This is a genomic window from uncultured Meiothermus sp. (assembly GCF_937863175.1).
In the GTDB taxonomy this organism is placed as follows: domain Bacteria; phylum Deinococcota; class Deinococci; order Deinococcales; family Thermaceae; genus Meiothermus.
Window position 1 is genome coordinate 1 of sequence record NZ_CALMCQ010000294.1, and the last position, 24,936, is coordinate 24,936.

Annotated in this window: 20 protein-coding genes and 3 tRNA genes; 8 read left to right on the top strand and 15 right to left on the bottom strand. The window is 60.9% G+C overall.

The annotated features are described in order from the left end of the window. From Q0288_RS11165 to Q0288_RS11185, 5 genes are all read right to left on the bottom strand, one after another. The coding region (locus Q0288_RS11165) for an alpha-D-ribose 1-methylphosphonate 5-triphosphate diphosphatase (protein WP_299430409.1) at nucleotides 1–1,134 on the bottom strand (1,134 nt) is incomplete at its 3' end. 46 nt (nucleotides 1,135–1,180) lie between these two features. Next, nucleotides 1,181–2,011, bottom strand: coding sequence for a phosphonate ABC transporter, permease protein PhnE (gene phnE / locus Q0288_RS11170; RefSeq protein ID WP_299430411.1), 831 nt, complete (start codon nucleotides 2,009–2,011; stop codon nucleotides 1,181–1,183). Between the two features lie 9 nt (nucleotides 2,012–2,020). Further along, nucleotides 2,021–2,887, bottom strand: coding sequence for a phosphate/phosphite/phosphonate ABC transporter substrate-binding protein (locus Q0288_RS11175; protein WP_299430413.1), 867 nt, complete (start codon nucleotides 2,885–2,887; stop codon nucleotides 2,021–2,023). Between the two features lie 11 nt (nucleotides 2,888–2,898). Beyond that, complete coding sequence (phnC, locus tag Q0288_RS11180; protein WP_299430415.1) at nucleotides 2,899–3,678, bottom strand: phosphonate ABC transporter ATP-binding protein; 780 nt, start codon at nucleotides 3,676–3,678, stop codon at nucleotides 2,899–2,901. A 180-nt stretch (nucleotides 3,679–3,858) separates the two neighbouring features. Further along, nucleotides 3,859–5,220: a M20/M25/M40 family metallo-hydrolase gene (locus tag Q0288_RS11185; RefSeq protein WP_299430417.1), complete on the bottom strand. Its 1,362-nt coding sequence runs from the start codon at nucleotides 5,218–5,220 to the stop codon at nucleotides 3,859–3,861. Nucleotides 5,221–5,599: 379 nt separating this feature from the next. On the opposite strand from Q0288_RS11185, the gene Q0288_RS11190 reads away from it, so the two are divergent. Continuing rightward, the gene (locus Q0288_RS11190; RefSeq protein WP_299430419.1) at nucleotides 5,600–5,851 is read left to right on the top strand and encodes a toxin-antitoxin system HicB family antitoxin; all 252 of its coding nucleotides are present in this window, start codon (nucleotides 5,600–5,602) and stop codon (nucleotides 5,849–5,851) included. 3 nt (nucleotides 5,852–5,854) lie between these two features. Continuing rightward, entirely contained in the window at nucleotides 5,855–6,310 is a 456-nt protein-coding gene (locus Q0288_RS11195; protein ID WP_299430421.1) for a TA system VapC family ribonuclease toxin, read from the top strand. Between the two features lie 215 nt (nucleotides 6,311–6,525). Here Q0288_RS11195 and Q0288_RS11200 read toward each other — a convergent pair whose 3' ends face one another. From Q0288_RS11200 to Q0288_RS11210, 3 genes are all read right to left on the bottom strand, one after another. Continuing rightward, nucleotides 6,526–8,136, bottom strand: a complete 1,611-nt coding sequence (locus Q0288_RS11200; RefSeq protein WP_299430423.1) for a long-chain fatty acid--CoA ligase — start codon at nucleotides 8,134–8,136, stop codon at nucleotides 6,526–6,528. Nucleotides 8,137–8,278: 142 nt separating this feature from the next. Next, entirely contained in the window at nucleotides 8,279–8,977 is a 699-nt protein-coding gene (locus Q0288_RS11205; RefSeq protein ID WP_299430425.1) for an endonuclease V, read from the bottom strand. Between the two features lie 269 nt (nucleotides 8,978–9,246). After that, nucleotides 9,247–9,322 (bottom strand) — tRNA-Arg (locus Q0288_RS11210). A 43-nt stretch (nucleotides 9,323–9,365) separates the two neighbouring features. Here Q0288_RS11210 and Q0288_RS11215 point away from each other — a divergent pair. Next, the gene (locus Q0288_RS11215) at nucleotides 9,366–11,243 is read left to right on the top strand and encodes a peptidyl-prolyl cis-trans isomerase (protein WP_299430427.1); all 1,878 of its coding nucleotides are present in this window, start codon (nucleotides 9,366–9,368) and stop codon (nucleotides 11,241–11,243) included. A gap of 86 nt (nucleotides 11,244–11,329) precedes the next feature. Further along, nucleotides 11,330–11,746: a nucleoside-diphosphate kinase gene (gene ndk, locus Q0288_RS11220; protein WP_299430429.1), complete on the top strand. Its 417-nt coding sequence runs from the start codon at nucleotides 11,330–11,332 to the stop codon at nucleotides 11,744–11,746. A 2-nt stretch (nucleotides 11,747–11,748) separates the two neighbouring features. Here ndk and uvrB read toward each other — a convergent pair whose 3' ends face one another. Next, nucleotides 11,749–13,758: an excinuclease ABC subunit UvrB gene (gene uvrB / locus Q0288_RS11225; protein WP_299430431.1), complete on the bottom strand. Its 2,010-nt coding sequence runs from the start codon at nucleotides 13,756–13,758 to the stop codon at nucleotides 11,749–11,751. Nucleotides 13,759–13,861: 103 nt separating this feature from the next. On the opposite strand from uvrB, the gene Q0288_RS11230 reads away from it, so the two are divergent. Further along, nucleotides 13,862–14,146, top strand: a complete 285-nt coding sequence (locus tag Q0288_RS11230; RefSeq protein ID WP_299430433.1) for a CopG family transcriptional regulator — start codon at nucleotides 13,862–13,864, stop codon at nucleotides 14,144–14,146. Between the two features lie 3 nt (nucleotides 14,147–14,149). Next, a complete protein-coding gene (locus tag Q0288_RS11235; protein WP_299430435.1) occupies nucleotides 14,150–14,575 on the top strand; it encodes a PIN domain-containing protein in 426 nt (141 codons plus the stop codon). 303 nt (nucleotides 14,576–14,878) lie between these two features. Here Q0288_RS11235 and Q0288_RS11240 read toward each other — a convergent pair whose 3' ends face one another. Next, nucleotides 14,879–17,599: an S-layer homology domain-containing protein gene (locus Q0288_RS11240; protein WP_299430437.1), complete on the bottom strand. Its 2,721-nt coding sequence runs from the start codon at nucleotides 17,597–17,599 to the stop codon at nucleotides 14,879–14,881. 895 nt (nucleotides 17,600–18,494) lie between these two features. Between Q0288_RS11240 and glmS the strand changes: the two genes are divergently transcribed. Next, nucleotides 18,495–20,309: a glutamine--fructose-6-phosphate transaminase (isomerizing) gene (gene glmS, locus Q0288_RS11245; RefSeq protein ID WP_299430439.1), complete on the top strand. Its 1,815-nt coding sequence runs from the start codon at nucleotides 18,495–18,497 to the stop codon at nucleotides 20,307–20,309. A gap of 154 nt (nucleotides 20,310–20,463) precedes the next feature. Continuing rightward, on the top strand, nucleotides 20,464–21,267 hold the full coding sequence (locus Q0288_RS11250; RefSeq protein ID WP_299430441.1) for a DUF72 domain-containing protein: 804 nt from the start codon (nucleotides 20,464–20,466) through the stop codon (nucleotides 21,265–21,267). Between the two features lie 270 nt (nucleotides 21,268–21,537). Here the strand turns inward: Q0288_RS11250 and Q0288_RS11255 are convergent, their stop codons facing one another. The 5 genes from Q0288_RS11255 to Q0288_RS11275 form a co-directional block, all read right to left on the bottom strand. Then, nucleotides 21,538–21,933, bottom strand: a complete 396-nt coding sequence (locus Q0288_RS11255; protein ID WP_299430443.1) for an iron ABC transporter permease — start codon at nucleotides 21,931–21,933, stop codon at nucleotides 21,538–21,540. A 25-nt stretch (nucleotides 21,934–21,958) separates the two neighbouring features. Further along, nucleotides 21,959–23,137: an MFS transporter gene (locus Q0288_RS11260; protein WP_299430445.1), complete on the bottom strand. Its 1,179-nt coding sequence runs from the start codon at nucleotides 23,135–23,137 to the stop codon at nucleotides 21,959–21,961. A gap of 455 nt (nucleotides 23,138–23,592) precedes the next feature. Beyond that, nucleotides 23,593–23,687, bottom strand: a tRNA-Ser gene (locus Q0288_RS11265). Nucleotides 23,688–23,779: 92 nt separating this feature from the next. Next, nucleotides 23,780–23,869 (bottom strand) — tRNA-Ser (locus Q0288_RS11270). Nucleotides 23,870–23,954: 85 nt separating this feature from the next. Then, a partial coding sequence (locus Q0288_RS11275; protein ID WP_299430447.1) for an MFS transporter occupies nucleotides 23,955–24,936 on the bottom strand: 982 nt, incomplete at its 5' end.

The window sequence follows — 24,936 nt, forward strand, 5'->3', positions numbered from 1 at the left end:
CCCATCGCTGTAAATTGTACGCCCCTCGCGCAGCACAAGCCGGACGCGGGGATACTCGAGTTCTTCCACTATTACCAGACTGGCTATCTTTCCAGCCACAATCTCGCCTCGGTCGTGTAGGCGGACTGCGGCGGCGGGGCTGGCTGTAATCAAACCAATAGCCTTATGCAGCGGCAAGCCCTGCTTCCGGTGGAGAAAGTAAGCAGCCTGCAACATAGCTCCTGCCGAGTAGTCGGACATCAAGAAGTTGAGCAGCCCCTCCTGGATGGTGTCCAGGGCGCTGAGATTGCCAGAGTGCGAGCCGCCCCGCAGCGCGTTGGGGGCCCCCATGGCCACCCACATCCCCCGCCCCCTGGCTTCGCGGGCAGCGTCCAGAGTCACCGGAAACTCGCTGATGCTTGCACCCAGGTTGGCCATTAGCCCGACCTTATCCACCGTGTCGTCGTCGTGCGAGGCCAGTGGAATCTGGTGGCGTTGTGCCAGTTCCGTCACCCCCCGGATAACCGGCCAGCTCGGCGGGCAGTCTTGCTGCATCTGCATTCGCTCGACCAGCCGAGCCCGTGCTTCGTCCATGCTCACCCCGCGCCACTTAACGCTGTACTCCAGATAGTACTCGAGGTTGCGGTACTGCCCCTGTCCCGGAGTGTGGTCATTGAGGGAAACCAGAGCCACATCCTGGGCTGCGATCAGATCGCGGAGTACGGGTGGCGCACGGAGGTTGGTAATATCAAACCGGGCGTGTACTCGCCAGTCCACCCGCATCTCCTGGCGAAAATCTCGCACGGCTTGAATGATTTTGCGGGCACGTTCTTCCGACCGGATGGCTCTGGTAGCCCTGCCCTCCGCAAAGCTGATAGCTGCAAAGGCGGTGGTCACGCCTGCAGCCGCCAGGCGCTTGTCCAGTTCCATCATCGCGATTGGAATTGGGAACTCGGAAGAGGGTCTGGGCTCGATTTCTCGCTCGAGCATATCCCCATGCAGGTCAACAATTCCAGGAATCAGGGTCAGTCCCCCAAAGTTCAGACCCTCGACGACCCGATCGCGGATCTCGGCGATGTGTCCGCCCTCGAGGCGCACCGAGGCGGCCTCTAAAGTCTGGTCTGGAAGAACAATTTTGAGATTAGATAGCCACATAGGTCAGAACGGGTTTTGCTTGATTCCAAGGGCCACAGGCTGAAAGCTAGATGATTCGAGCCCGCAGCCTCGCCGAACCCCAGTCAACCAGCCGCACGGTTACGAGAATAATGATGATCAGGGCACAGGTGGACCGAAAGTCGAAGCCCCGCATGGCTTCCTGGAGGTAGAAGCCAATACCCCCCGCACCGACGATGCCCAGAAGGGTAGCCGCCCGCACATTCACTTCAAAGCGGTAGAGGGTGTAGGATGCAAAGAGTGGCAGGATTTGCGGCCAGTAGCCATACAGCAGCACCAGAACCGGCGAAGCTCCCGTGGCCTTAACAGCCTCAATCTGGCCGGGGTCAACGGCCTCGACGGCCTCGGAGAGCAGCTTGGCCAGGCTGCCCGCCGTACTGAGCGCGAGCGCCATGATGCCCGGGCAGGGTCCCAGGCCCAGCGCAGCCACAAAAATCAAGGCCAGCACCAGGTCTGGTAGGCCACGCAAAAAGTCGAGCACGGGGCGCGTGAGGTTGTAGAGCCAGCGCGGCGCCACATTCTGCGCTCCCATGAACGAGAGCGGTACTGCCAAAATCAGCGATAGAACAGTCCCCCACAGGCCCATCGCAACCGTGACCAGCATCTCCACCAGATAGGTCTGCCACCTCGAGAAATCGGGGGGAAAGAACCCCGAGTAGGGCCGGTCGGGTGATCCAAAGATGAACCGCACCGAGTCCCCCAGGCCCGACAGGAGCCCCCCGGGACTAATCTGGGTGAGGGGATAGCTTGCCGCGAGCGCCAGGACAACCAGGCCAATGGCCAGGTTGTTCCAGCGCCGATTCAGCTTTACTGAGGGCGGTGGATCTACCGAAATGGGTCGAGTAGAGGTGAGACTCATTTTCTGACTCTAGGGATTCTGCGCCCGCCGGAGCTCCTCGCGCACCCGGCCCGCCTCGCGAACCGGAGCGTAATAGGAGTCTGCGACAATAACAAACCGCCGAGCGTCCAGGGCGGTAAGCACGCCGGGATCGCGCAGGCTCAGAAAGGCCCGCTGGACGGCAGCCCGGCAGGTAGGAGACAGGCTGGCACTGGCCGTGATGGGACTGTTGGGGATTTCCTTCGAGGTCCAGATGGCCCGGAGCTCCCCTTCCCGCAACGACCCCTGCCGGATGGCGCGGTTTACCGTGGTGCTAGACAGCGCGGCAGCGTCTACCCGGCGGTTCAACAAGGAGAGCAGGCCCGCGTTGTGGGTTCCCGCAAAGACCACCTGGGAAAAGTGGGCCTCGGGCCGTACCCTGGCCTCCCGCACAAAGAAAACCATGGGTATCAGGTAGCCACTCGTGGAATTGGGATCCACAAAGGCCAGGGTTCTTCCTCGGAGGTCGTCCAGGGTTCGGAAGGCCGAGTCGGCGCGGACGTAGATACTGCTGAAGTAACTTAGTCCAGAGACTACGTTGTCGGCTATGACCAGGGGAACAACCCGGGTCTGTCTGGCAGCCTGAACGTAAGCCTCGGGGCCGAACCAGGCCAGCTCGAGCCGGTTATTGGCCATGGCGATGATGATGGCCGCATAGTCTGCTCCAATCGTGACGCGGAACCGGCTACCGGTCTGCCGCTCGAGATACTGAAACAGTGATCCAAAACGGGCCTGGGCAGCAGCCTCTTCGGTCGGGAGGATTCCAAAACGAATTTCCGCAGGACATCCAGACGGATTGTTCTGGGCAAGACCCGAGGTAAAAATCAGTAAGATCGCGAGTGCCAGAAGTTTCTTCATACCAGTCCTCCTTAGCTTGCAAGCTCCAGGCTTGGCCTGGAGAGATCCAGCGCGGCAGGGTCGTAGTAGAGTTCTCGCACCACCGATTCGGAGAGGTTGCTTACCCCGCTGTCGAAGATCACGGCGCCTTGTTTCAGCCCAATGACCCGGTGGGCATACTCACGAACGGTATCCAGGAAGTGAAGGTTGGCCAGCACACATATTCCGTCCTGCTCGTGAACAGAGCGCAGAATCTCCATGACCTGTTCAGAGCTTTTGGGATCCAGGGAGGAGATGGGCTCATCGGCGAGGATTAGCGCGGGTTCCTGGGCCAGGGCGCGGGCGATGCCGACCCGTTGTTGCTGTCCGCCCGAGAGGGTGTCGGCTCGCTGCCAGGCATAATCGGCCATGCCCACCCGGTCAAGTATCCGCAACGACTGTTCAACTTCCGCCCTGGGGAAGGCCCGGATCATGCTTCGCCAGAAGCTGCGGTAACCCAGCCGGCCCAGCAGAACGTTTTCCAGTGCGGTCAGGCGCTTTACCAGATTGAATTGCTGGAAGACCATTCCAATTTTACGCCGGGCTCGAAGAACGTCGGAGGCCCTGGCCCTGGTAAGTTCCTTTTCGCCCACCCAGACCCTTCCCTCGGTAGGCCGGATCAGTCCGTTAACCACCCGCATCAGGGTGGACTTGCCCGCTCCCGAGGGGCCAATCAAGGCGGTGAAGCGGTGGCTATCAATGTTCAGGTCAATGTTGTTTAGTGCCACCGTTCCATTGGCAAAGCGATGTGAGACCCCCTGAAGTTGAACCATAGACGGGGTAAGGGTATTGGATTTTTGTCACCGATCGTTGAAGCGGGATTGGGCATTCTCCTGACAAAAGGGCTCGAGGGCGCCTGAGGCCAGTCTGATGGATACCGGTCCCACGCTTGAAGTCTGGTTTCTTCTGGAACTACTTCCCTGGAACGTCTGTGTGGCGCACAAAGCGCCGGGCTAACGGGCTTCGGCAAACCCGTCCAGAATTCTCGCAAGGTGGCGCGCAGCGTTGTGAAAATCTTTGGTGCGCACATTCTCGTTGGGGGAATGGGTGCGGTTGGAGATGCCAAACCCCACCCCAGCATCAATCACCGGGATGCCCAGTGGCCCCGCAAAGGCGTAAACAGGGGAGCTGCCACCGGTCATGGGGATGCGCTGGTAGGGTTTCTGGTAGACCTCTTCGGCGGTGCGGGCTGCGAGTTGCACCAGGGGATGGTCGGCTGCCGATCTGGCGGGGTGCATATAGTCGGTATAGGTGATCTGTACGTCGGTAAAACCCTCGGTATCGAGATGGGCTCGCAGTTTTTTCAGGATGTCGGTGGGGTTCTGGTCGGGCACCAGGCGGAAGTCGAGCTTGACCGAGGCCCTGGCGGGAATCACGGTCTTGTTGCCCAGGCCCTGGTAGCCGGTGGTGATGCCCTGAATGTTGCAGGTGGGGTTGAAGACCGCTTTTTTCAGTTCGAAGCCGGTCAGGCCGCCCACAAAGCCCCGCACCCCAAAGGTCTCGCGCAGGTGCGCTTCGCTGTCGGGAAGGCGGCGGAACAACTCCAGATCAAGTTCGGAAATGGGCTGTACATCGTCGTAGAAGCCCGGAATCAGGATCTGCTCGTTTTCGTCCTTGAGCGAGGTCAGCATCCGTACCAGCCGCCAGGCCGCGTTGGGCAGAATGTGGGCGCTGCCGGAGTGGGCATCCCGCGAGAGGGTCTGGACTTCTAGCTCGAGGGCCAGAATTCCCCGGCGGCCCAGCGAGGTGCCCGGTCGCTCCTCAAAATCTATCCCGCCCTCCTCCCAGACTGCCCCGTCGCACTGGAGCAGCTCGAGATGGTCTTGTACAAACCGGGCAATACCGGGACTGCCGACCTCCTCGTTGCCCTCTACCACAAACAGCACGCCGCAGGGTAGCTCTCCCCCGTTGGCGGCCCGCACTGCGTCCACGGCGGCTATCCGGGCCAGAAACTCCCCTTTGTCGTCCTTGGCCCCCCTGGCATACAGAACCCCGTCGCGGATCTCGGGCTGGAAGGGCGGCGAGTCCCAGAGTTCCAGCGGCTCGGGCGGCTGCACATCGTAGTGGTTGTAAAAAAGCAGGGTGCGTTCAGATCTTCCGGCGGCCCGGCCCACGACAACCGGGTTGCCGTAGCCCTCGATCTTCCAGGTCTGGAAGCCGTGATTTTGCAGAATCTGCTCGACCAGGCGGGCACACTCGAGCACCCCCTGGCCGGTGGCCGAGACGCTGGGCTGGGCACACAGTCGGATGGTTTCGGCCAGGTAGGCCCCCTGGTTTTCTTGCAGGAACTGGTCTATTGCACTGGCTCTGGACATAGCAAAACTATACGGCCTCGACTACCAGGGGCGGAAGAAAACGTCGAGGGTCAAAAGAGAAGCGTCGAGGGCCAAGGGTCGAGGGCCAGAAGCTAAAGGCCAGCAATTTTTGGAAGGCACCAGACTAACCCAGCCCCTCCGAACTTAGACCCTAGACACTCGACCTGTAACTTGCGACACGCCCAGCAGTCGCGGGTCAAGCCAAAGCTCTTGCGGTTCGCCGAACCGTACTAGAGAGATGGCCGGATGTCTGGGATTAAGCTGCAAGTTGAACTCACTGGGCACTACCGCCGAGGGCAGTCTGAGTGCCAGACACCGCAGGCTCTGAGTCCAAGTGCAATCAGATGACATATCTGACCTATCTGCTATATGTTGGTATATGCAGACCACGCTTCGCATAAACGATGCCCTGTATCGGAAGGCCAAGGCCGAGGCCGCCCGGCAGGGGATTACCCTTACCCAGTTCCTCGAGGAGGCTCTGCGCCTGCGGCTTCAACACCGACCGGGCAAGCCGGTTCAACTTCCCACCTTCGATAGCGGCCAGGCGCTGAACCTGACGCCCGCGCAGCTCAAGCAGCTTCTTCAGTCCAGCCAGACCGAGTACGACCTGCGCAAGCTGGAGGGAAGGTAGCCCTTGTACATTCTGGATGCCAGTGTGCTCATCTATGCCTTCCGGCGTGACGCGCCGCAGCAGCCGGCCTGCTATACCTGGTTGAGCCAGGCCCTGGCCAGGGGCAGGCGCGTCGGGGTGCCTGGCTGGGTCGAACTGGCAGTTTTGCGCATCAACACCCTGCCCTCGCTGGGCCGCCAGAGGGTCAAACCAAAGGAGATTTTTGCATTTTTGTACGCGCTGCGGATGCAGCCCGCATACGAACTGGTAGAGCCGGGGGCAGCCCACCTTTCTATTCTGGAGAATTTGTGTCTTGGTCTGAACCTGCTGGGCAACGAGGTAAACGATGCCTTTCTGGCCGCGCTGGCCCTCGAGCGAGGAGCCACCCTGGTCAGTGCTGACCGGGGGTTTGAACGCTTTGCGGGTCTGCGCTGGCTCGACCCCCTGGATCATCCGGGCGAGCCCCGCCTGCTCGAGTAGTCCCACGACAGGAAATCTTGCGGATGGTGATCGGACTCGTCCCATAAAACACGTCGGTGATTCTCTGGGAAGTTCCAGACCTGGCCGTTCTTGGGCAGTATTCGACAACCCACGATTGCAGTTCGCTCTAGTTTTGCCGCTAACTCTGGCGACAAAAAACGAGTCCTGTACAGTTTTGACTTTCGGGGACTGCTGGGTTCTTTCCAAGCACCGCTCTATTTCACGGGTTGAAAGCCCTTGAACTGTTCGCGCAGCCTGGACTTGAGGAATTTGCCCGTGCTGGTGCGGGGTATCTCGTCCACAAACACATAGGCATCCGGTAGCCACCATCTGGCGAAGGTGGGCTGCAAAAACTGGGTGAGGTCTTCCGGGGTAGCGCTGGCCCCTTCCTTCAGCACAATCGCGGCCAGTGGGCGCTCGTCCCACCGGGCGTCGGGAATGGCAATTACAGCTGCTTCCTTGACAGCCGGGTGGGCCATCAGGGCGTTTTCCAGGTCAATCGAGCTGATCCACTCGCCGCCGGACTTGATCAGGTCTTTGGTGCGGTCGGCAATGCGGATGTAGCCCTCGGGGTCAATGGTTACCACATCGCCGGTGCGGAACCAGCCATCGGGGGTCCATTTGTCCGCTTCGGCCTCGAGGTTGTAGTAACTCGCCGCCACCCAGGGGCCGCGCACCTGCAATTCCCCCAGCGACTGCCCGTCCCAGGGCACCACCCCCCGCTCACCCACGGCCCGGATTTCCACCAGGGGAGCAGGCAGGCCCTGTTTGGAGCGGTAGCCGTACTCCGCCTCGGCATCCCCACGCAGGCGGCGCTTCACACGGCTGACAGTGCCCAGGGGGCTCATCTCGGTCATACCCCAGGCGTGCAGTATCTTCTGACCAAACCCGTCGAAGGCCCGGATCATGGCCTCGGGAGCCGCCGAACCCCCTACCACCATCTCCATGGACTCCAGCTTCCAGCGCCCCGGCTCCTTTTGCAGGGCCTGCAACACCCCCATCCAGATGGTCGGTACGCCCGCCGTCTTGGTAACGTGTTCCGTCTCGTACAAATCCAGCAAGCTCACCGCATCGAGGTGCGGCCCCGGCATCACCAGCTTGCTCCCGGCCATCACCCCGGTAAAGGGCAGTCCCCAGGCCAGCACATGGAACATGGGCACCACCGGTAGCAGCACATCGCTACCGGCCAGGTTGAGGGCATCGGGCAGCGCCGAGCCCAGACTGTGCAGCACAATCGAGCGGTGCGAGTAGACCACCCCTTTGGGCTTGCCGGTGGTGCCAGAGGTATAGCACATCGCGGCTGCATCGCGTTCGTCGAGACTGGGGTAGTCAAAATCATCGTCGCCGGAGGCCAGGAAGTCCTCGTAGCTGATCAGACCCTCGGGAACTGGTTGGCCCGTGAGCGGCACCACGATCACCTGATCCAGTTTTACGTGTTCTTTGACCGCATCGTAAAGCTTCAGCAACACGTCATCCACGATCAGGATTGTGTCCTGGGCGTGGGTGATGATGTAGGCCAGGTCGGAGGGGTGCAGCCGCAGGTTGAGGGGGTGCAAGACCCCACCCGCCACCGGAATGCCGAAGTAGGCCTCGAGGTGGGCGTAGGTGTTCCAGGACAGCGTAGCCACCCGATCCCCTTTTCGCAGTCCCGCTTTTTGCAGCGCCGAGGCCAGTTTGCGCGAACGCCGACCAAAATCGCCAAACCTGTACCGGTGCAGCGACCTGTCGGGCAGCCGGGTCACGATTTCCTCTTGAGGAAACAAGGCGCTGGCCCGCTCGAGCAGGTGTACCAGGGTCAGGGGAAAATCCATCATGGTGGACTGCATAGGGCCTCTCCTTGGGTTTGGCTCGATTGTACAGGGCAGTCCCAAAGTCCGTAAACGTCTCCCCTGTGCTGCAAGAGAGGTTTGAGGGTCGGCGCCAGGATCGCGGGTGAATCGTAGGGTAAGCCCCAAAACCAACCCCGCTCTATCCACTTGCTTGCCGGCGGGCCTCGGCGGCTTTTTGGTGCGCCAAACGCAAGGGCTCCGGTAGACGGGTTCTGCCCATCAGCGAACGCACCAGGGCCAGGCTGTCTTCCATTCCGGCCCGGTGCCCCGGCGAGACAAAAAGCGGCTTAACCCCGTTGCGGCTGCGGTAGACCCAGCCAATCTGCACGGTTCCATCCATGAGCCGCACCGCCGATCCGGCTGCACTGGGCAGTTCGCCCTCCGGTTTGCCAAACAGCATGGTTTTGGCCACCCCGATGGCCGGAACATCCAGATACACCCCCAGGTGGGCTGCAATCCCCAGCCCTCTGGGGTGGGCGACTCCCTGCCCATCCACCAGCAGCACCTCGGGGAGGCGGGACAGGTTGGCCAGTGCGGCCAGATAGAGGGGGGATTCTCGGAAGGACAAGAACCCAGGCACATAGGGGAAGAGCTCGGTCTCCTCCGTCCAGGCGGTGGCCACCTCGAGCACCCCCCTGGCCTGAGTGTCCCACAAGACCGCTGCCGCTACCGAGACACCCCGCACCCTGGAGAAGCGGGTCGGGTGGGAAGCATCCAGGGCTGCAATACAGCGGGCTTGACTCAGGTCGCCCCGCAGCACCACCGCCTGGGCCAGCGCTTTTTGCAGTGCGACGGCCTCCTGGAGGTTCTTGGGCCGAGCAAGGGAACCGAGCTTCATGGCCTGTTTAGCTACACGTTTTGGGATGTGGTTATTTTAGACCGCTCAGGAGTCGCTGCTGTGCTCCAGACTTTCGACCCTCGGCGACCGGCGGCGGGTGATAACAGAATATGCCACCGGGTCAACCTCTCAAACAAACGGCTGAATATGCTACAATCGGCCCCTGGTGAAGGCGTGCCGACACTTAACCGTGGTCTTACCATTTCGGGGTATAAAGGGTTCAGGAGGGCGATGCTACCAGGATAAGCGAAGCCTAGACCGTCGCAAGTTGGCGCACCCGACAGGACTCGAACCTGTGACCTTTCGCTCCGGAGGCGAACGCTCTATCCACTGAGCTACGGGTGCAGTCGCACACAGAAGGGTAGCACCGCATCGAGGAGGCAGTCAAGTGTTTGGAATCAACAAAAAGGTTGTTGCTGTGATTTTTGGGTTTCTTGCCCTGGCCTTTGTGGCGGGTTCGGTTTTGCTTTTCACACCCCAGGGCCAGCGCAGCACCCAGGGCAGAACCGAATTCACCGTTAACGGCCGCCAGGTGAACTCGCTAGACCTGGCCAGGGCACAACAGAATGACCCCATCCTGAGCACCAATCCCCAGGGTCTTTTGAAGAACCTGGCCGATGTCAACTTTGGCGAGCGCCTGGTCATAACCACCGCACTTTTGCAGGACACGGCCCGCATTGGGGTCTCGGGTGGGGAGCTGAGGAAGGAACTCGATACCGTCAGGGAGCGCTTCGGCTTGCAAAAAAGGGAAGACTACGACCGCTTCCTGACCCAGGTGGGCTATACCGATTCGCAACTTCGCGACGAATTGCGCGATCAGATTCGCATTAATAAGCGTATCGAAGATATCCAGAACAAGGCCGAACCCACCGAGGCTGAAATGAAGCTCTATTTTGAGCTGAACCGCGACCAGTACAAAAACGAAGAGCGTGTCCAGGCCCGCCAGATCGTGCTCGACGACAAGGCCACCGCAGACAAGGTCATGGCCGAGGTCCGGGCGGCGGGTGCCGACTTTGCTGCAATTGCCCGGGCCAGCTCCCGGCTCAATGCCGAGCAGGGCGGCGCCTTAGGCGCCGCTGCAGGCAAGGGCGAGCCCGGCCCGGTGACCCGGGTGGTCTTTCCCAACGCGGTGGCCGATGCGGTCTTCAGGCTGCGCGATGGGCAGATCAGCCAGCCCATTGAGGCCGGGGGCCGCTTCTACATCGTTAAGGTGGAGAAATACCTGCCGGCAGGCGATGTGCAATTTGAAGACGTCAGGGAGCGGGTCAAGGAAGATGCCAAGCGCATCAAAGGTCAGGGAGCCCTCGAGGCTTACATCGAAGAATTGCGGGCCAGGGCCAACGTGAAGTTTGCCGAAGATGCCAGTTTCAAATTTGAGAACCCGGTGGTAGCCCGGGTGGGCGATACCGAGATCAGGCTGGCCGAAGTAGCCCAGTCGGTCTTTGCCAACCAGCAGGTGCCCCAGTTGCTGCAACAGGGTCTGGGTGAGCTGGCCGTGCAGTTCTTCATGCCCCAAACGCTGGAGCAGCTCATCAGCCGCGAGGCCATCGTTCAGGCAGCCCGGGCAATGGGTCAGCCGTTCTTCGGCTCCAAAACCGACATCGCCAACCAGGCCCAACTCTGGCAAACCCGCAATATTACCGTCTCGGATGCGGAAGTACGTAAGTTCTACGACTCCAACCTGCCCAACTTCACCATCCCCGCCTCGGCCAGGGTGCAGGCCGTGAACTTTAAGAAGGAAGACAAGGCCCGGGCCGATGCCTTCCGGGCTGCGGCCTTGCGTGGAGGTAAGCTCGAAGACCTGGCCAGGGCCAACACGGGCACCGTGCAGGACTTTGGCGTGGTCAACCCCGGTACCATGCCCCCGGTTCCCAATCGGCTGGTCTTCCTGACCCGTGGCAGCTTCCCCAAAGGCCCTCTGGGCGAGGTGAGCGAGGTGGTGAAGCTCGAGGACGAGAGCTTCCAGGTGCTCATCGTGAACGACCGCAAGACCGAGGTACTGCGCCCCTTTGAGGAGGTGAGGGAAGAAGCCCGCCAGCAGGTACTCGCCACCCGCAGGGCCGAAGCAGCCCAAAAGTGGGTCGAAGAAGTTCGTAAGGCTGCCAAGGTGGAAAACAACCTGCAAAAGGTGCTAACCGCACTCACTCCGAAGGAAGAACCCGCGCAGCCAGCGCAAGGTGGCACCCAGCCCGCCCCAGCCACACCGGCCACACCCCCCAATCAACCGGGCTCGAGCACTCCTGCCAGTCCCCCCGCCAACCGATAAATTCGCGCCAACCAAAGCCCTCCCCCTGGGGAGGGTTTTTATATGCCTGGAGCTTTTTACGTGTTGCGTGTACACTCTACTGCGGTATGGAACGCACCTACATCATGGTCAAACCCGATGGTGTACGCCGGGGACTCACCGGCGAGATCATCCACCGCATTGAGCGCAAAGGTTTCAAGATCGTGGCGATGAAGAAAATGGTCATCGCCCCCGAGACCGCCCAGACCCATTACGGCGAGCACCAGGGCAAGCCCTTCTTCAACGGTCTGGTGCAGTTCATCACCAGCGGCCCGGTGGTGGCGATGGTGGTTGAAGGCCCGGGGGCCATTGCCGAGATGCGCCGCCTGATGGGCGCGACCCGCCCCTGGGAAGCTGCCCCTGGCACCATCCGTGCCGACTTTGCCGTCACCGTGGACGAGAACATCATCCACGGCTCGGACAGCCCCGAGAGCGCTGCCCGCGAGATCGGGATTTTCTTCAAGCCAGAAGAACTGCTCGGCTAGCGCTAGCGTCGGCGTCGGCGCCTGCCCTTCCCGGCGCTGGTAGGCTCGGGCAGGCCCTTGATACGGGCCTCGAGGTTTCGCATCTGGTCGCGCAGGCTGGCGGCTTTCTCGAAGTCGAGGGCTTCGGAGGCGGCCCACATCTCGGTCTCGAGCTGCTCCAGCAGGCTTTGCAGCACTGCTGGGTCGTCCAGGACAATCTCGGCGGCCTCGGCCTCGTAGTCTTCGGGCTTGACCAGCTTGCGCACCGACTTCTGGATGGTGGCGGGGGTAATGCCGTGCTCGAGGTTGTAGGCTTCCTGCAAGACCCGGCGGCGGTTGGTCTCGTCAATGGCAGCCTTCATCGCCTCCGAAACCGAGTCGGCATAGAGAAAAACCTCGCCCCCCACGTTGCGGGCGGCCCGGCCAATGGTCTGGATCAAAGAACGTTCGGAGCGCAAAAAACCCTGCTTGTCGGCATCCAGGATGGCCACCAGCGAGACCTCGGGCAGATCCAGCCCTTCGCGCAGCAGGTTGATGCCCACCAGGGCGTCGAAATGCCCCAGCCGCAGATCGCGCAGCAAAGCCTGTCGCTCGAAGGCGTCGAGTTCGTGGTGCAGGTAGCGGGCCTTCACCCCGTGCTCGACCAGATAGGCGGTCAGCTCCTCGGCCATCCGCACCGTGAGCACCGTGACCAGGGTGCGCTCCTGGCGGGCGGCTCTGGTGCGGATGGCCCCCATCAGGTCTTCGATCTGGCCGGTGGCGGGCTTGACCGTGACCTGGGGGTCTAAGAGGCCGGTGGGGCGGATGATCTGCTCGACCACCCGGCCCGAGACCTCGAGCTCATAGGGGCCGGGGGTTGCGGAGACGAACACGATCTGTCCGGCACGTTCCAGAAACTCGTTGAACTTGAGGGGGCGGTTGTCGAGCGCGCTGGGCAGGCGGAAGCCGTAGTCCACCAGCGTCCGCTTGCGCATGTAGTCGCCGTTGTACATCCCCCGGAGTTGGGGGGCAGTGACGTGTGACTCGTCCAGCAGCACCAGATAGTCGTCGGGGAAGTAGTCCATCAGGGTGTAGGGCGCTTCGCCGGGCTCCTTGCCCGACAGAAAACGGCTGTAGTTCTCGATGCCGGGGCAGGTGCCCATCACCTCCAGCATCTCGAGGTCGTAAAGGGTGCGCTCCTTCAGGCGCTGGGCCTCGAGCAGCCGCCCCTCCTCCTCAAAAACCTTGAGCCGCTCTCCCAGCTCCTTCTTGATCTGTGGGACGGCCTCCTTGAGCCGCCACTCCGGCGTGGCGTAGTGGCTGGCCCCCAGCAGCACAAACCCTGGCAGGTCTTTGAGCCGGTCGCCTGTAACCGGATGCACCACCGTCACCCGGTCAAGGGTGTTGCCAAATAGCTCGATCCGGATCGGCTCCTGTTCGTAGGCCGGCCAGACCTCCAGCACCTCGCCCCTGGCCCGGAACCGGCCTGCTTCCAACTGCAAATCGCCCCGCTCGTACTGCAAGTCCACCAGCCGCTCGATGATGGTGTCGCGGGGAATCTCCTGCCCCACCTCCACAATCAGGCTCATGTTCTTGTAGTCCTCGGGGCTGCCCAGGCCGTAGATGGCCGAGACCGAGGCCACCACAATCACATCCCGCCGGGTGAGCAGGCTGCGGGTGGTGGAGTGGCGCAGCCGCTCGATCTCGGGGTTGATGGCGGCGTCCTTCTCGATGAACAGATCGCGTCCGGGCACATAGGCCTCGGGCTGGTAGTAGTCGTAGTAGCTGATGAAAAACTCCACCGCGTTCTGGGGGAACAGCTCGCGGAACTCGGCGGCCAGTTGCGCGGCCAGCACCTTGTTGGGCGCCATTACCAGCGCAGGCCGGCCCAGCTTTGCGATGGTCTGGGCCATGGTCACGGTTTTGCCGGTACCGGTGGCGCCCAGCAGGGTCACGAAGCGCTCGCCGTCTAAAAGGGCCTCGCTTAACCCCTCGATGGCCCTGGGCTGGTCTCCCCGGGGGTCTGGGCCCTGGTAGCGAAAAACGCTGCTCATCTGAGTCTCCAGCGGGCTCGCATAGGTTACAAAGTATACGTCCCTCTCCGCTGTTCTGTTTGCATCAGAACACAATCCCGGCAGGTATGCTAACATATGCCATATGAAGCGCACCACCATTTATCTGGATCCCGACCTCGAGTTCAGACTAAAGCTCGAGGCCCGTAAGTCTAACAAGCCCGTTGCCGAGCTGATTCGTGAGGCCGTGCGGGAGAAGCTGGCCAAGCAGCATCGGCAGCCTCCTCCAGGGGCCGGGGTTTTTGACAGCGGTTACACCGACACCGCCGAACGCGCCGAAGAATTGCTGGCCGAAGGGTTCGGCCTGGATTCACTCGCTCCAGATCAGCGGGAGGCCTTTCTTCAAAAAAGCCGTCTTTCCAGGGATTGATCCATGACCCTGATTCTGGACACCGGCATTCTGTATGCCTACTATGACGCACGTGACCTCTGGCACTCGCAAGCGCTGCAAATCATTCGCGACACATCGCACGAGCTGATAATACCCTCGCCCGTAATCGCCGAGGTGGATCACCTGCTCAACAGCCGCAGGGGGTTTACTGCCCAGGTCAAGTTTTATCAAGGCATGGCTGAGGGTTATTACCAGGTCTCAGACCTCAGCAGGACGGGTTACGGGCGTGTCTTTGAACTCAACCAGCAGTACGCCGACCTTCGCCTGGGCTTTGTGGATGCTGCGGTAATCACCATTGCCGAGGAACTGGGCATTGGCCGCATCGCCACCACAGACCGACGGCACTTTGGTGTGGTCAAGGCTAAAATCCCCCTTATTTTGCTACCCGAACTGCACACCACACCGTAGCCGCGGGACAGGACTTGCCTTACTCGGCATTCGCCGCGTTTTTCACTTCCTGTCTCAACGTTTCGCCCTCGGCTCACACCCCCACCTAACCTCCCCCGTCGAGGGGGAGGAAGACCATACCCGACTTTTTCTTGCACAGGGCGCAACTGTGATGCCGCGGATTGAGGATGGGCTGGACACGGCCACATGGATCTGTGGGGTGCGTGACAACACAAATCCCCCCAACCTCCTTGGTACGGCGGGAAGGGGGATTAAAAAACCCCGCCCTAAAGGGCGGGGTTGATGGCTTCGGCTTGCTAAATACTAGAAGCTGAAGCTGTAGGAGATGCGGAAGCCGAAGCTGCGGTTGTCCGTGGTAGCGACATTATCCCTCAGGTTGCCGCTGTGGAAATCCAGACCAATACCGGCGTAGCGGTAGGTGAAGAGCAGACCGCTGAGGGTGAAGTCTGCCGCACCGGTGTTGTCGGAGTAGATGTAGCCGGTGGTGTGGTCGTACAGGTGATCCTCGGTACCAAGGTTGGCAGCCGTAGCAGCAAGGCCGGTTCCACTATAGGTGGCAAATCTGGCCGCAAAAGTGCCGCCGGGCAGGAAGAAATTGGCGAAGCTAGCCCCAGCATGCCAGTAGGTTTCCGCACGGTTTGCTCCACCAATGCTGGAGTTGCGGGTTACAAAGCTGCCTTCCAGACTGGGTTGGATAAAGCCCAGGTTGAAGGGATCGGTTCTGAGCAGGGCCCCGAATTTGATCTCGCTGCCAGTAACGCTACCACCCGCCGCATCGAAGAAGAAGAGCGGAGTGAGGCTGAAGGGTCCAAACTTACCTTCGAACTTGGCGCCCACCAGGATGTCGCTACGGTCATAGTCACCCGCAGCGGCAGTCTCGATCTGGCGGTACTCGGCAAATAGATCCAGGCCCCTGATGAGGGCGTTGGCAGCCTTACCGTCATGGGAGAGCTTGACCCCGTATTTGCTGTCGAAGCGGTCACTGCTGGTAGCCAGCGTCCCAGTCGAGGTGGTTACGTTGTAGTAGAAACCCATCAAGCTGAAGCCAGCAAATAGCGGTACCGTCACATCACCACCCAGGCTGTTGCGGATGCTGGCAGCGGTGTCGAAGAAGTCGGCATCGCGGTCATACAACCCGGTCAGGGTGAGGAAGCCCAGGCCTACCGTAGCCTTCACTCCAAAGCCGCGCTCGTTGTCGTCGTAGGGGCGCTTGTTGTCGCGGTTGGTCTGGAAGTCAATCGAAAGACCGGCGTTGTTGGCGTTGTAGCCGCTCTCGGCGAACTGTGGGTCAATGGCGCGGGCATTGGCCTCAACGGTCACGGGGCCAAGGCCAGCCGTAAGCTTCAGAACAGCAGCCTGGTCAACTGCAGCGGAGTCGGCGAAGTCCCAGTTGGCCACGTTGACGGCCTTGGTGGCCACGTACTCGGCCTCGAGGCCCAGCAAGCCAAACAGCCTGCCGTTAAGGTCGAGGGCAAAGCCGGTACGGCCAAGGTTGGCACCGCTGAATTCACGCACGTTGTACTCGGCGTAGCTCAGACCCGCAGTCAGACCCATGAGGCTGACGGTGGAGCGGATGCCAAAGTAGTCGCGAACGCCACCGGAGTTGGCTGCCACAACAAAGTTGCTGTCACCCGTGCCGCCCAACACCACAGTGTAGGTGGGGCTGAGGAAGGCTTTGCTAGCGCTGAAGTCCGCCCTGAAGCCACGGCCCAGACCACCGGTGAAGTTGGGGTCGGCGTTGGACATGAAGTAGTTGGTAAAGCGGAAGGCGTTGAAGCGGTTGTAGCTCAGGGTAAAGGGCTGGCCGTCTATGTTACCCCGCACCGAGGCCACCATCACCTGGGGAATACCCGAGGCAACGTTTTGGGTGAAGCCAGTGCCTGGTAGGGCATCTTCCAGGCGAGGTGCACCATCCTGCGTCCAGCGCAGTTGGATACGGGCTTCCTGGAAGTTGAAACCAGCGGTAGTGCCGGGAGTCCGGGCAACGGTGAAGGTGGTGATGATACGGGCGCGGTTGTCGCCGCCGTTGTTGAAGTCGGCATCGTCTACGGTCTGGCCGTTGTCGTTGGCGTCCCAGTTATAGTCGTCCCAGACGTTGGAGTACAAACGGCGGACATCGTAGTTGGTGCCAGTAGTGTAGTTGTAGCCATAACGGCCGGTAATGCTACCGGTCAGGCTGGGGCGGTTGCCTTCCACGGCGGTCAGGCGGGTGTCGAGACCGGTCACGCGGGTATCCAGAGCGCTCACGCGGTCGGACAGGCGCACCAGGTCGCTGCGCAGGGCGGTGGCAAACTCCTGGATGGCGCTGACATCTTCCTTGTTGGCAAAGGCATCGAAGTCCACTTCACCGAGTTGCTTCTCGACGGCGGTCACGCGGTCTTGCAGCGAGAGCACGTCCTGGTTCAGCAGCACGGCCAGCTCGTTGAGGGCGCGGATGCTGTCGGCATCGGCCTCAATCTGGGTCTTGAGGGTGGCCACTTCGCCTTCCACCCCATCAATGCGCTCGGCCAGGGCCTGGGCCTGGGCCAGGGCGGTGTCGGCGGCTACCGAGGCAGCTTCCACCCGGTCGGCCAGGTCGGCCATAGCGGCAGCATCAACTCCGGCCTCGGGCGCAGCAGTCTTGAGCTCTTCGATGGCAGCCTCGAGGCGGGCAATGTCGTCCTTGGTAGCAGCATTGTCTTCCAGGGCCGACACGCGCACACCCAGGGCGGCCAGCTCAGCAGCCAGTTCCTGGACTGCATTGCGGATGGCGGTCATGTCTTCTTCGCTCAGGGCAGGGGCCGGAGTCTTCTCCAGCTCGGCCAGCAGGCGCTGGAAGATCAGGGCGGCCTGGTAGCGGGTCAGATTGGCATCCCCACGGAAGGTTCCATCGGGGAAGCCGGTGATCAGACCACGGGCTGTGATGAGCTCGACGGCTTCTCTGGCCCAGTGGCCGGCGGGTACGTCGGCGAACTGTGCCTGACCGAAGCCTAGACCGAGCACGGTCAGCAACCCAGCCAAGTAAACTACTAGCTTCTTCTTCATTCTGCCTCCTCAAACTCTCATGTTGCGTCCAGATGGACGCCCCACAAGAACCTGATGCTGCGGAAGCGCAGGATTTATATCCAGGGGGCGAGTTGCCGTGTTTCCTCTCCCCAAAAAACCCTTGCATCCGCAACGGACGCTCGGCAAGAGGCGACCCCGATTACAGGACTCAAAGAACTCTCACCTTGCGCATCCGGGGGGCATCATACCCGTGTGTTTGTTGGGCTGTCAAGTATGAACTGCCCCAACCAGACGAAAAAACCGTACAATGATTAGGGGTTTTTATTAACCCCGGAAAGGAGAGCCGAATTACAAAGTGAGAAGCGCAGGGGGTAGAGTGGTTCCAAAGGGGCGGTTGGCAAAAACCAATGGTGCTCCCAACCAGGGGCAAACCACTTTCACCTTACGAGGTGGCGGTCTCTAGAAGAGATAAGCAGCCAGGCGATTCTGCCTATGCCTTGAGTGATGAGCAAATCGGTAATCACCTGGAAGTTGCGCCCATCATGGAGTGGCCGTAAAAGCCACGGGTGAGTCTGGGCCGGGCGCAACTGGACTGCGAAAAATCGAAGTTCCGCGGATGCCGCCAGGGAGCAAGCCCCTCCCTCTCCGCTAGCCCCAAAGGTTTCGGGGCCAGACAAGTTCTACGGGAAAGCCAGTTGCGCGAGCGCTGGACAACCAAAGAGCAGGGTTCAACGGGAATCAGACGACGGGTGCACGGGTACGAGACCCCAACCATAGCCAGGGTGGCTGGCGACTCACCTGCCTGCATTTGGAGGCACGGCACCTTTGGTTTTGGTGCAAAAACAGGTCGGTCGGCCCCAGAGTTGGTCTATGGTTGAGTCCAGGGTTGACCTGCACAGGCAAACCCCTGGAGCAGAGATTGTGAGGTTGGAACATGTGTGGAATCGTGGGGTATGTGGGTTTTCGGGAAGCGTCGGACGTAATTCTGGACGGACTCAAACGCCTGGAGTACCGGGGTTACGACTCCGCTGGCATTGCAGTAAAGGTGAACGGGCAGCTCGAGGTGGTCAAAAAGGCCGGAAAGCTCCAGGTGCTGGCCGATGCCCTGAAGGAACATCGCTTGAGCGGACGGTTCGGAGTAGGGCATACCCGCTGGGCAACCCACGGTGCGCCCACCGACCCCAACGCCCACCCCCACATGACTGAAAAGGGCGAAATTGCGGTGATCCACAACGGCATCATCGAAAACTATCTGCCGCTGAAGGAAGGGCTGATCGCACGAGGGCATACCTTTACCTCCGAGACCGACTCGGAAGTGCTGGCCCACCTGATTGAGGAAAAATTTCAGGGAAGCCTCATCGAAGCGGTGCGGATGGCTCTCTCCGAGGCATATGGGGCCTACGCGCTGGTAGTAGCCCACCAGAACCACGACGAAATCGTGGTGGCCCGCACCGTCAGTCCGCTGGTAATCGGGCTGGGTGAGGGGGAAAACTTCGTAGCCTCGGATGTACCGGCCCTGCTGCCCTATACCCGCCGGGTGATTTTCCTGCACGACGGTGATATGGCGGTGGTGGCCCGTGAGGGTGTGACCGTGACCGACCTGGCTGGCAACCCGGTGGAGCGCGAAGTGGTCACGGTGGACTGGAGCCTCGAGGCCGCCGAAAAAGGCGGACACCCCCACTACATGCTCAAAGAGATCTACGAACAGCCCCGGGTGCTGGAAAACACCCTGGGGGGCCGACTGCACGAGGAAGAAGCGGGCGTGGAGCTGGGGCTGCAGCTCGAGCCCACCCACTACGACAAAGTACACATCATCGCCTGCGGAACCGCCTACTATGCCGGCTGGGTAGGGAAGTACCTGATCGAGACCCTGGCCCGGGTGCCCGTAGAAGTGGATGTGGCCTCCGAGTACCGCTACCGCGACCCGGTGGTGGACGAGAAAACCCTGGCCATCTGTATCAGCCAGTCCGGCGAGACCATTGATACCCTCGAGGCCATCCGGGAAGCCAGCCGTAAAGGCGCCGGTACGCTGGGGGTGATCAACGCCAAGGGCAGCAGCATCACCCGCGAGGTGGATGAGACCCTCTACATCCACGCCGGGCCGGAGATCGGGGTGGCCTCCACCAAGGCCTACATTGCCATGCTGGCCGCGATGGGGATGCTGGCGGTCTGGATGGGCCGGGCCAGGGGCACACTGGACGAAAAAACGGCCCGGGAATTCCTGGGCGAGATGCGCAAGCTGCCCCGGCTGGTGGAAGAGATGCTTCTGCAACGCCCCCACATCGCCCATATTGCCGAGAAGTACCACCAGGCCCAGGACTATCTGTTTCTGGGGCGGCACATCCAGGCCCCCACCGCCTACGAAGGCGCCCTCAAGCTGAAGGAGATCAGCTACATCCATGCCGAGGCCTATCCGGCGGGCGAAATGAAGCACGGCCCCATCGCCCTGATTGACGAGCGCCTGCCGGTGGTGGTGCTCTCCACCGCTAGCCCCTTCTACGAAAAGACCGTCTCCAACATCCAGGAAGTACGGGCCAGGGGCGGGCGGGTCATCGCGGTGGCGACCGAGGGTGACACCGAGGTCAAGAAGTTTGCTCAGGACGTGATCTACGTGCCCAAAGTCCACCATCTGCTGGCCCCGGTGGTGAGCGTGGTGCCGCTGCAACTGCTGGCCTACGAGACGGCAGTGTACCTGGGCCGCGACGTGGATCAGCCCCGCAACCTGGCCAAGAGCGTGACGGTGGAGTAGGGAGGTCTGGGCGAGCGGAAAACGGCCCATAGCTACTCTGAACTCTGGGGTGAAACTCAAAACAAAACAAGCCAGAGGCCGGCTTCTGGCTTGTGGCTTGTGGTGTGGGGTTTTGGCCCTCGACCCTCGAGGGTTCTTCCTGGCACAATAAAGCATGGAAATCTATCTTGGCACGGGTGGTTACACCAACGACGACTGGGTAGGTCTTCTGTACCCGCCCGAGGCCAAAAAAGACCAGTGGCTCTCGATCTATGCACGAAACTTCAACGGGGTGGAGCTAAACTCTTCGTTCTACAACATTCCTGGCCTCAAAGCCTTTGCCGGAATGCTCGGGCGCAGCGAAGGGCGGGTGCACTGGGGGGTCAAGATTCACCAGAGTATGACCCATGAACGCAACGCCAGCGACGAGGATTACCGGCGGCTTTTTGAATCGGTGGCTCCACTACGGGAGGCCGGGGTGCTGGGGCCCTTTCTGGCCCAGTTTCCCCAGAGCTTTCACCGCACCCCCGAAAACCGCAAATATTTCGCGGCCCTGGCACAGCGCTTTGCCGACAAAGCTCTGGCGCCCGGCGGCCTGGCGGTGGAATTTCGCCACGCTTCCTGGAACCAGGAGGAAGTGCGCGAAGCCTTCCGCAAAGCCAGCCTGATCTGGGTCAGCACCGACTATCCACCCCTGCCTGGCTTGCCCCCAAATGAACTTCATGTCACCGCTGAAACTGCTTACATTCGGCTTTCCGGGCGCAACCGGGAAAAGTGGTATGAAGGCAGGGATCAGTCCGAGCGACACGACTACCGCTACAGCGAAGAAGAGTTGCGCTTCTGGGTGCGGTCGCTTCTGGCAGCCCTCGAGAGCGAGACCCTGGCCCAGGTCTGGTTCATCTTCAACAACACCACCCGGGGCCATGCCCTGGTGAACCTGGAAATGCTAAAGAAGTTGCTGGAAGAAGCCGGGCTGTAGCCCCCATCTACTTCTCCCCTGCCGAGCAGGGGGATTTTTTGCAACCGTCATCCGTCACCAGCCTTCTGCGGAGCGTGGCCAAGCCCGGCGTGCCCCTCCAGAGGCGTACAGGAGGGAGCCGTGGTGGTCCTGCCCCACCTCATACCGGATTCAAAAGGATCATCCTCCAACCCGGAGACCCCAAGGCTATTTTTTTGAATCCGGGAGCACACCCCTCCCGGACGGTCGGCGAAAAAAGCGTCTCCCTTCGGTCGGGTTCCGAATCTGGTATCAGTCCTTTTGGCTGATGCGACGTGCCAGATATACAAAAAACGGCGCACCCAGGGCCACAATCAAAATACCCACCGGGGTTTCTAGCGGTCGGTCAATCAGCCGCGCCGCCACATCCGCCAACAACAACAGACTCCCTCCCAGCACTGCCGAGAGTGGAATGACCCGCCTGTAATCCGTACCGACCAGCCCCCTCGCCGCATGCGGAACCATCAGGCCCAGAAACCCTATCGGCCCCGCCACGCTCACCGCCGCACCCGCCAGCAAAACCGCCAGACCGGTTGAACCCAGCCGTACTGTTTCGACCTTCGCACCCAGGCCCCGAGCCACCTCCTCGCCCAGCGAGAGCAGGTTAACTTGCGGGGCCAGTAGCAGCGCCAAAATCAAGGTAGGCACTGCCCGGAGAACTCCCGTCTGCGACTTACCGAGCCCTGGCTAGCTGCGGTCTGCTGAGGAAAAACACCAGCGCGAGCCCTATAAGCAGGGCTGAAAACGCATAAGGGTAGGCCGGGGAGAGCCCATAGAGGGTGGTGCCCACCAATGGCCCCAGCATCCGGCCCAGGGCCTGGGCGGCGCTGGATAGGCCCGCAACCGCGCCCTGCTCATCGTCGGAGACTGCCAGCGACTGGGCCGCCGCGAGGCCAGAACTGACCATCGAGCCCAGTCCCAGCAGCACCAGCGAGGCGGTGAGCCAGAGGAAATTGGGGGCAAAAACCAGGCCCAGGTAGCCCAGCAGCAGGAGGGGCAAGCCCAGCGCCAGCAGGGCTCGAGGGGGCCATTTCACCTTTCGTACCCAGAAACCCTGTACCAGCACCCCCACCAGACCAAAAATCACCAGGGCCACCCCCACCGTCTGGGCGGCCTGGCCCGGACTCAGCGAAAGGCGATCCTGGTACAGGAAGGCTATGGTCTGCTCCATCGCAATCGAGGCCAGGTTGATGGTCAGGCCAACCCCCAGCAAGGGCAGGATGCGGGGGTCTGTCCAGGAGACTCGAGGCGGGACTGCGGGACGGGCCTCGAGCCTGCGCGACTCGGGCAAAACCCACCACACAAAGACCGCGTTCAGCAGGGCCAGGCCCGCCGAAAAGACTACCGGGGCCAGCAGGCCAAAATGGGCCAGTCCAGCCCCGATGGCCGGGCCAAAAATTACTCCCAGACCAAAGGCGGCCCCCAGCACAGCAAAATTCTGGGTGCGGCCTTCCCGGGGGGTGATGTCGGCCAGATAGGCCTGGGCCGTCGGGAGGGTAGCAGAAGAAAAAGCACCCCCCAGCAGCCTGGCCATTAGCATTGCGCCAAACAGGCCCCAGCCCAGTAACACCTCCTGGTATCCCAACCAGGCGAAAAAAGCAAACAGAAAGAAGCTAACCGCAAACCCCACAATCCCCAGCAGCAGGATGGGCTTGCGTCCCACCACCTCACTGCGACGCCCCCAGTACGCGGCCAGCACGAACTGCATCAGGGCATAGCCGGTGGAGAAAAGTCCGACCTGTACCTCACTCAAGCCCAGCTCGCGCGAGAGCGGCCCCAGAATTGGGAACAAGACCGATAAGCCCAGAATGCTGTTGAAGAGGGTGAGGAAAAGCAGCGAGAGCGGGTTCACCGCCGAGTAGTTTACTCGAGTTTCTCCCGATACCGCTGCTGCTAGAAAATGGCCCTGGCTCCAAAAAAGATAGTCTCGGACGCTCTCTGTGGCACACCGCTCACACGCAGGTCTGGCCTGAGGGGGGTATCCTCGAGCTGTCCATCCAGCAACTGCTTACTCGGTCATACTCCCTGCAAGGGGCTGCTCGCTTTATCCAGCGGGTCTACCCCTGGCGAGAAGGCAGCAAGTCCTGGCAGTAGACTTCTTGTAGAAGTCGCGGATGCTTGTTAGCGAATAGCTATGTCAGACACGGCACATCCTATAGCGTACGGATACTTTCGCCGATGATCGCTCCTTTTGTGGATAAGTCTGTGGATAACCTGTGGATAACTTTGGGTACTCCCCCCTCTATTTCGCATATTTGTCAACCCTAAGGAAACGGGTCAGGTAAAAACTACCTGACCCCTGCTATGTGGCGGAGGAGGGGGGATTCGAACCCCCGATAGAGACTTTAATTCCCTATAACGGTTTAGCAAACCGCCGCCTTCAGCCGCTCGGCCACCCCTCCACTGGGTTGTTTTAGGTCTGGGGGTATGTCCCCGAAAACCGCAAGCGATACTTTAGCACAAAATCGGGCGGTTGAGACCCTGCCTGCATATCTGGCGGAGGGAGAGGGATTCGAACCCCCGGTAGACTTGCGCCTACAACGGTTTTCAAGACCGCCGCTTTCAACCACTCAGCCATCCCTCCCTGCAAAACTACTTACCCTAACCCCATCCCGCTGGGCAAAAGCGCTCTACTACTATGGGATGGGGAACTGGGCTTGTCAAGCAACTTAGCGCACCGAGCGAATCTGACGAACCAGAATGGTTCCCAGCAAAAAACAAAGCGCTGCAATCAGGAACAACACCGTATAGCCCATGCCTGCTGCGTGGCGATTGAAGGAGTCCACCATGACCCCAAAACTACCGGCCAGCACCTGCGGAACCACCACCGAGGTCTGCCAGATGCCCATGTCGGTGGCATGGGCCTGGGGGTTGGGCAGAACATCGGAGATCAGAGCCCATTCCACCGCCAGATAGGCTCCGTACAGGAGTCCCATTGCCAGAGCGACCACAATCAGCACATCGTAGCGAGGCAGCAGGAGCAGGGGCAGCATTAGTATCGAGAGTCCCACCCCCACCACGTACATTACAATCTTACGTCCCTGTTGGTCGGCAATGCGTCCGGCCGGAACCGCCGAAACCGCTGCTCCCATGGCAATCAGCAGTCCGAGCAGGGCAACAGCCTGGAAGGGTTCGGTCGCCAGGGTATGGCCGAAGGCCTGGAAGGTCTGCACCACGTCTGCCAGGTAGTACTGAAGATAGGTTTGCACCAGGTACTGCGCGAACATGATCAGGAAGCGGGTAAACCAGACCCAGCGGAAGTCTACGCTGCGCCAGGGCGCGATCATGCTATCCCAGAAGTTCCTTCGCTGAGGCCGCAACCCCGGCACCTCCCGAATCTGGGTCAGTATCATTCCGGCTGCCAGCAGCTTGAGCAGGGCAATCAGGAGGAACTGCCACTGAAGGTTCAGCAATACAAAACCCACAACCCCGGCCGTTATCTGTCCACCCACCCTGAGGGTTCCCAACCAGCCCGAGGCAACTCCCCGTTCGCGTTTACCTGCCAGGTCGGGAATTAGTGCGGAGTAGGGGCCGGTGGCAATATCGTCGGCAATTTGCAGCAGCAGATAGGCCAGAACCAGTTGCCAGAAGCTAGGCGCATAGGCCATCCAGATGAGTGCCCCGGCTGTAATCAGGGTTCCGACCGCCAGA

Coding starts and splice junctions, on each gene's coding strand:
- phnE (WP_299430411.1), bottom strand. CDS start 2,011: ATGAGTCTCACCTCTACTCGACCCATTTCGGTAGATCCACCGCCCTCA.
- Q0288_RS11175 (WP_299430413.1), bottom strand. CDS start 2,887: ATGAAGAAACTTCTGGCACTCGCGATCTTACTGATTTTTACCTCGGGT.
- phnC (WP_299430415.1), bottom strand. CDS start 3,678: ATGGTTCAACTTCAGGGGGTCTCACATCGCTTTGCCAATGGAACGGTG.
- Q0288_RS11185 (WP_299430417.1), bottom strand. CDS start 5,220: ATGTCCAGAGCCAGTGCAATAGACCAGTTCCTGCAAGAAAACCAGGGG.
- Q0288_RS11190 (WP_299430419.1), top strand. CDS start 5,600: ATGCAGACCACGCTTCGCATAAACGATGCCCTGTATCGGAAGGCCAAG.
- Q0288_RS11200 (WP_299430423.1), bottom strand. CDS start 8,136: ATGCAGTCCACCATGATGGATTTTCCCCTGACCCTGGTACACCTGCTC.
- Q0288_RS11205 (WP_299430425.1), bottom strand. CDS start 8,977: ATGAAGCTCGGTTCCCTTGCTCGGCCCAAGAACCTCCAGGAGGCCGTC.
- ndk (WP_299430429.1), top strand. CDS start 11,330: ATGGAACGCACCTACATCATGGTCAAACCCGATGGTGTACGCCGGGGA.
- uvrB (WP_299430431.1), bottom strand. CDS start 13,758: ATGAGCAGCGTTTTTCGCTACCAGGGCCCAGACCCCCGGGGAGACCAG.
- Q0288_RS11230 (WP_299430433.1), top strand. CDS start 13,862: ATGAAGCGCACCACCATTTATCTGGATCCCGACCTCGAGTTCAGACTA.
- Q0288_RS11235 (WP_299430435.1), top strand. CDS start 14,150: ATGACCCTGATTCTGGACACCGGCATTCTGTATGCCTACTATGACGCA.
- Q0288_RS11240 (WP_299430437.1), bottom strand. CDS start 17,599: ATGAAGAAGAAGCTAGTAGTTTACTTGGCTGGGTTGCTGACCGTGCTC.
- glmS (WP_299430439.1), top strand. CDS start 18,495: ATGTGTGGAATCGTGGGGTATGTGGGTTTTCGGGAAGCGTCGGACGTA.
- Q0288_RS11250 (WP_299430441.1), top strand. CDS start 20,464: ATGGAAATCTATCTTGGCACGGGTGGTTACACCAACGACGACTGGGTA.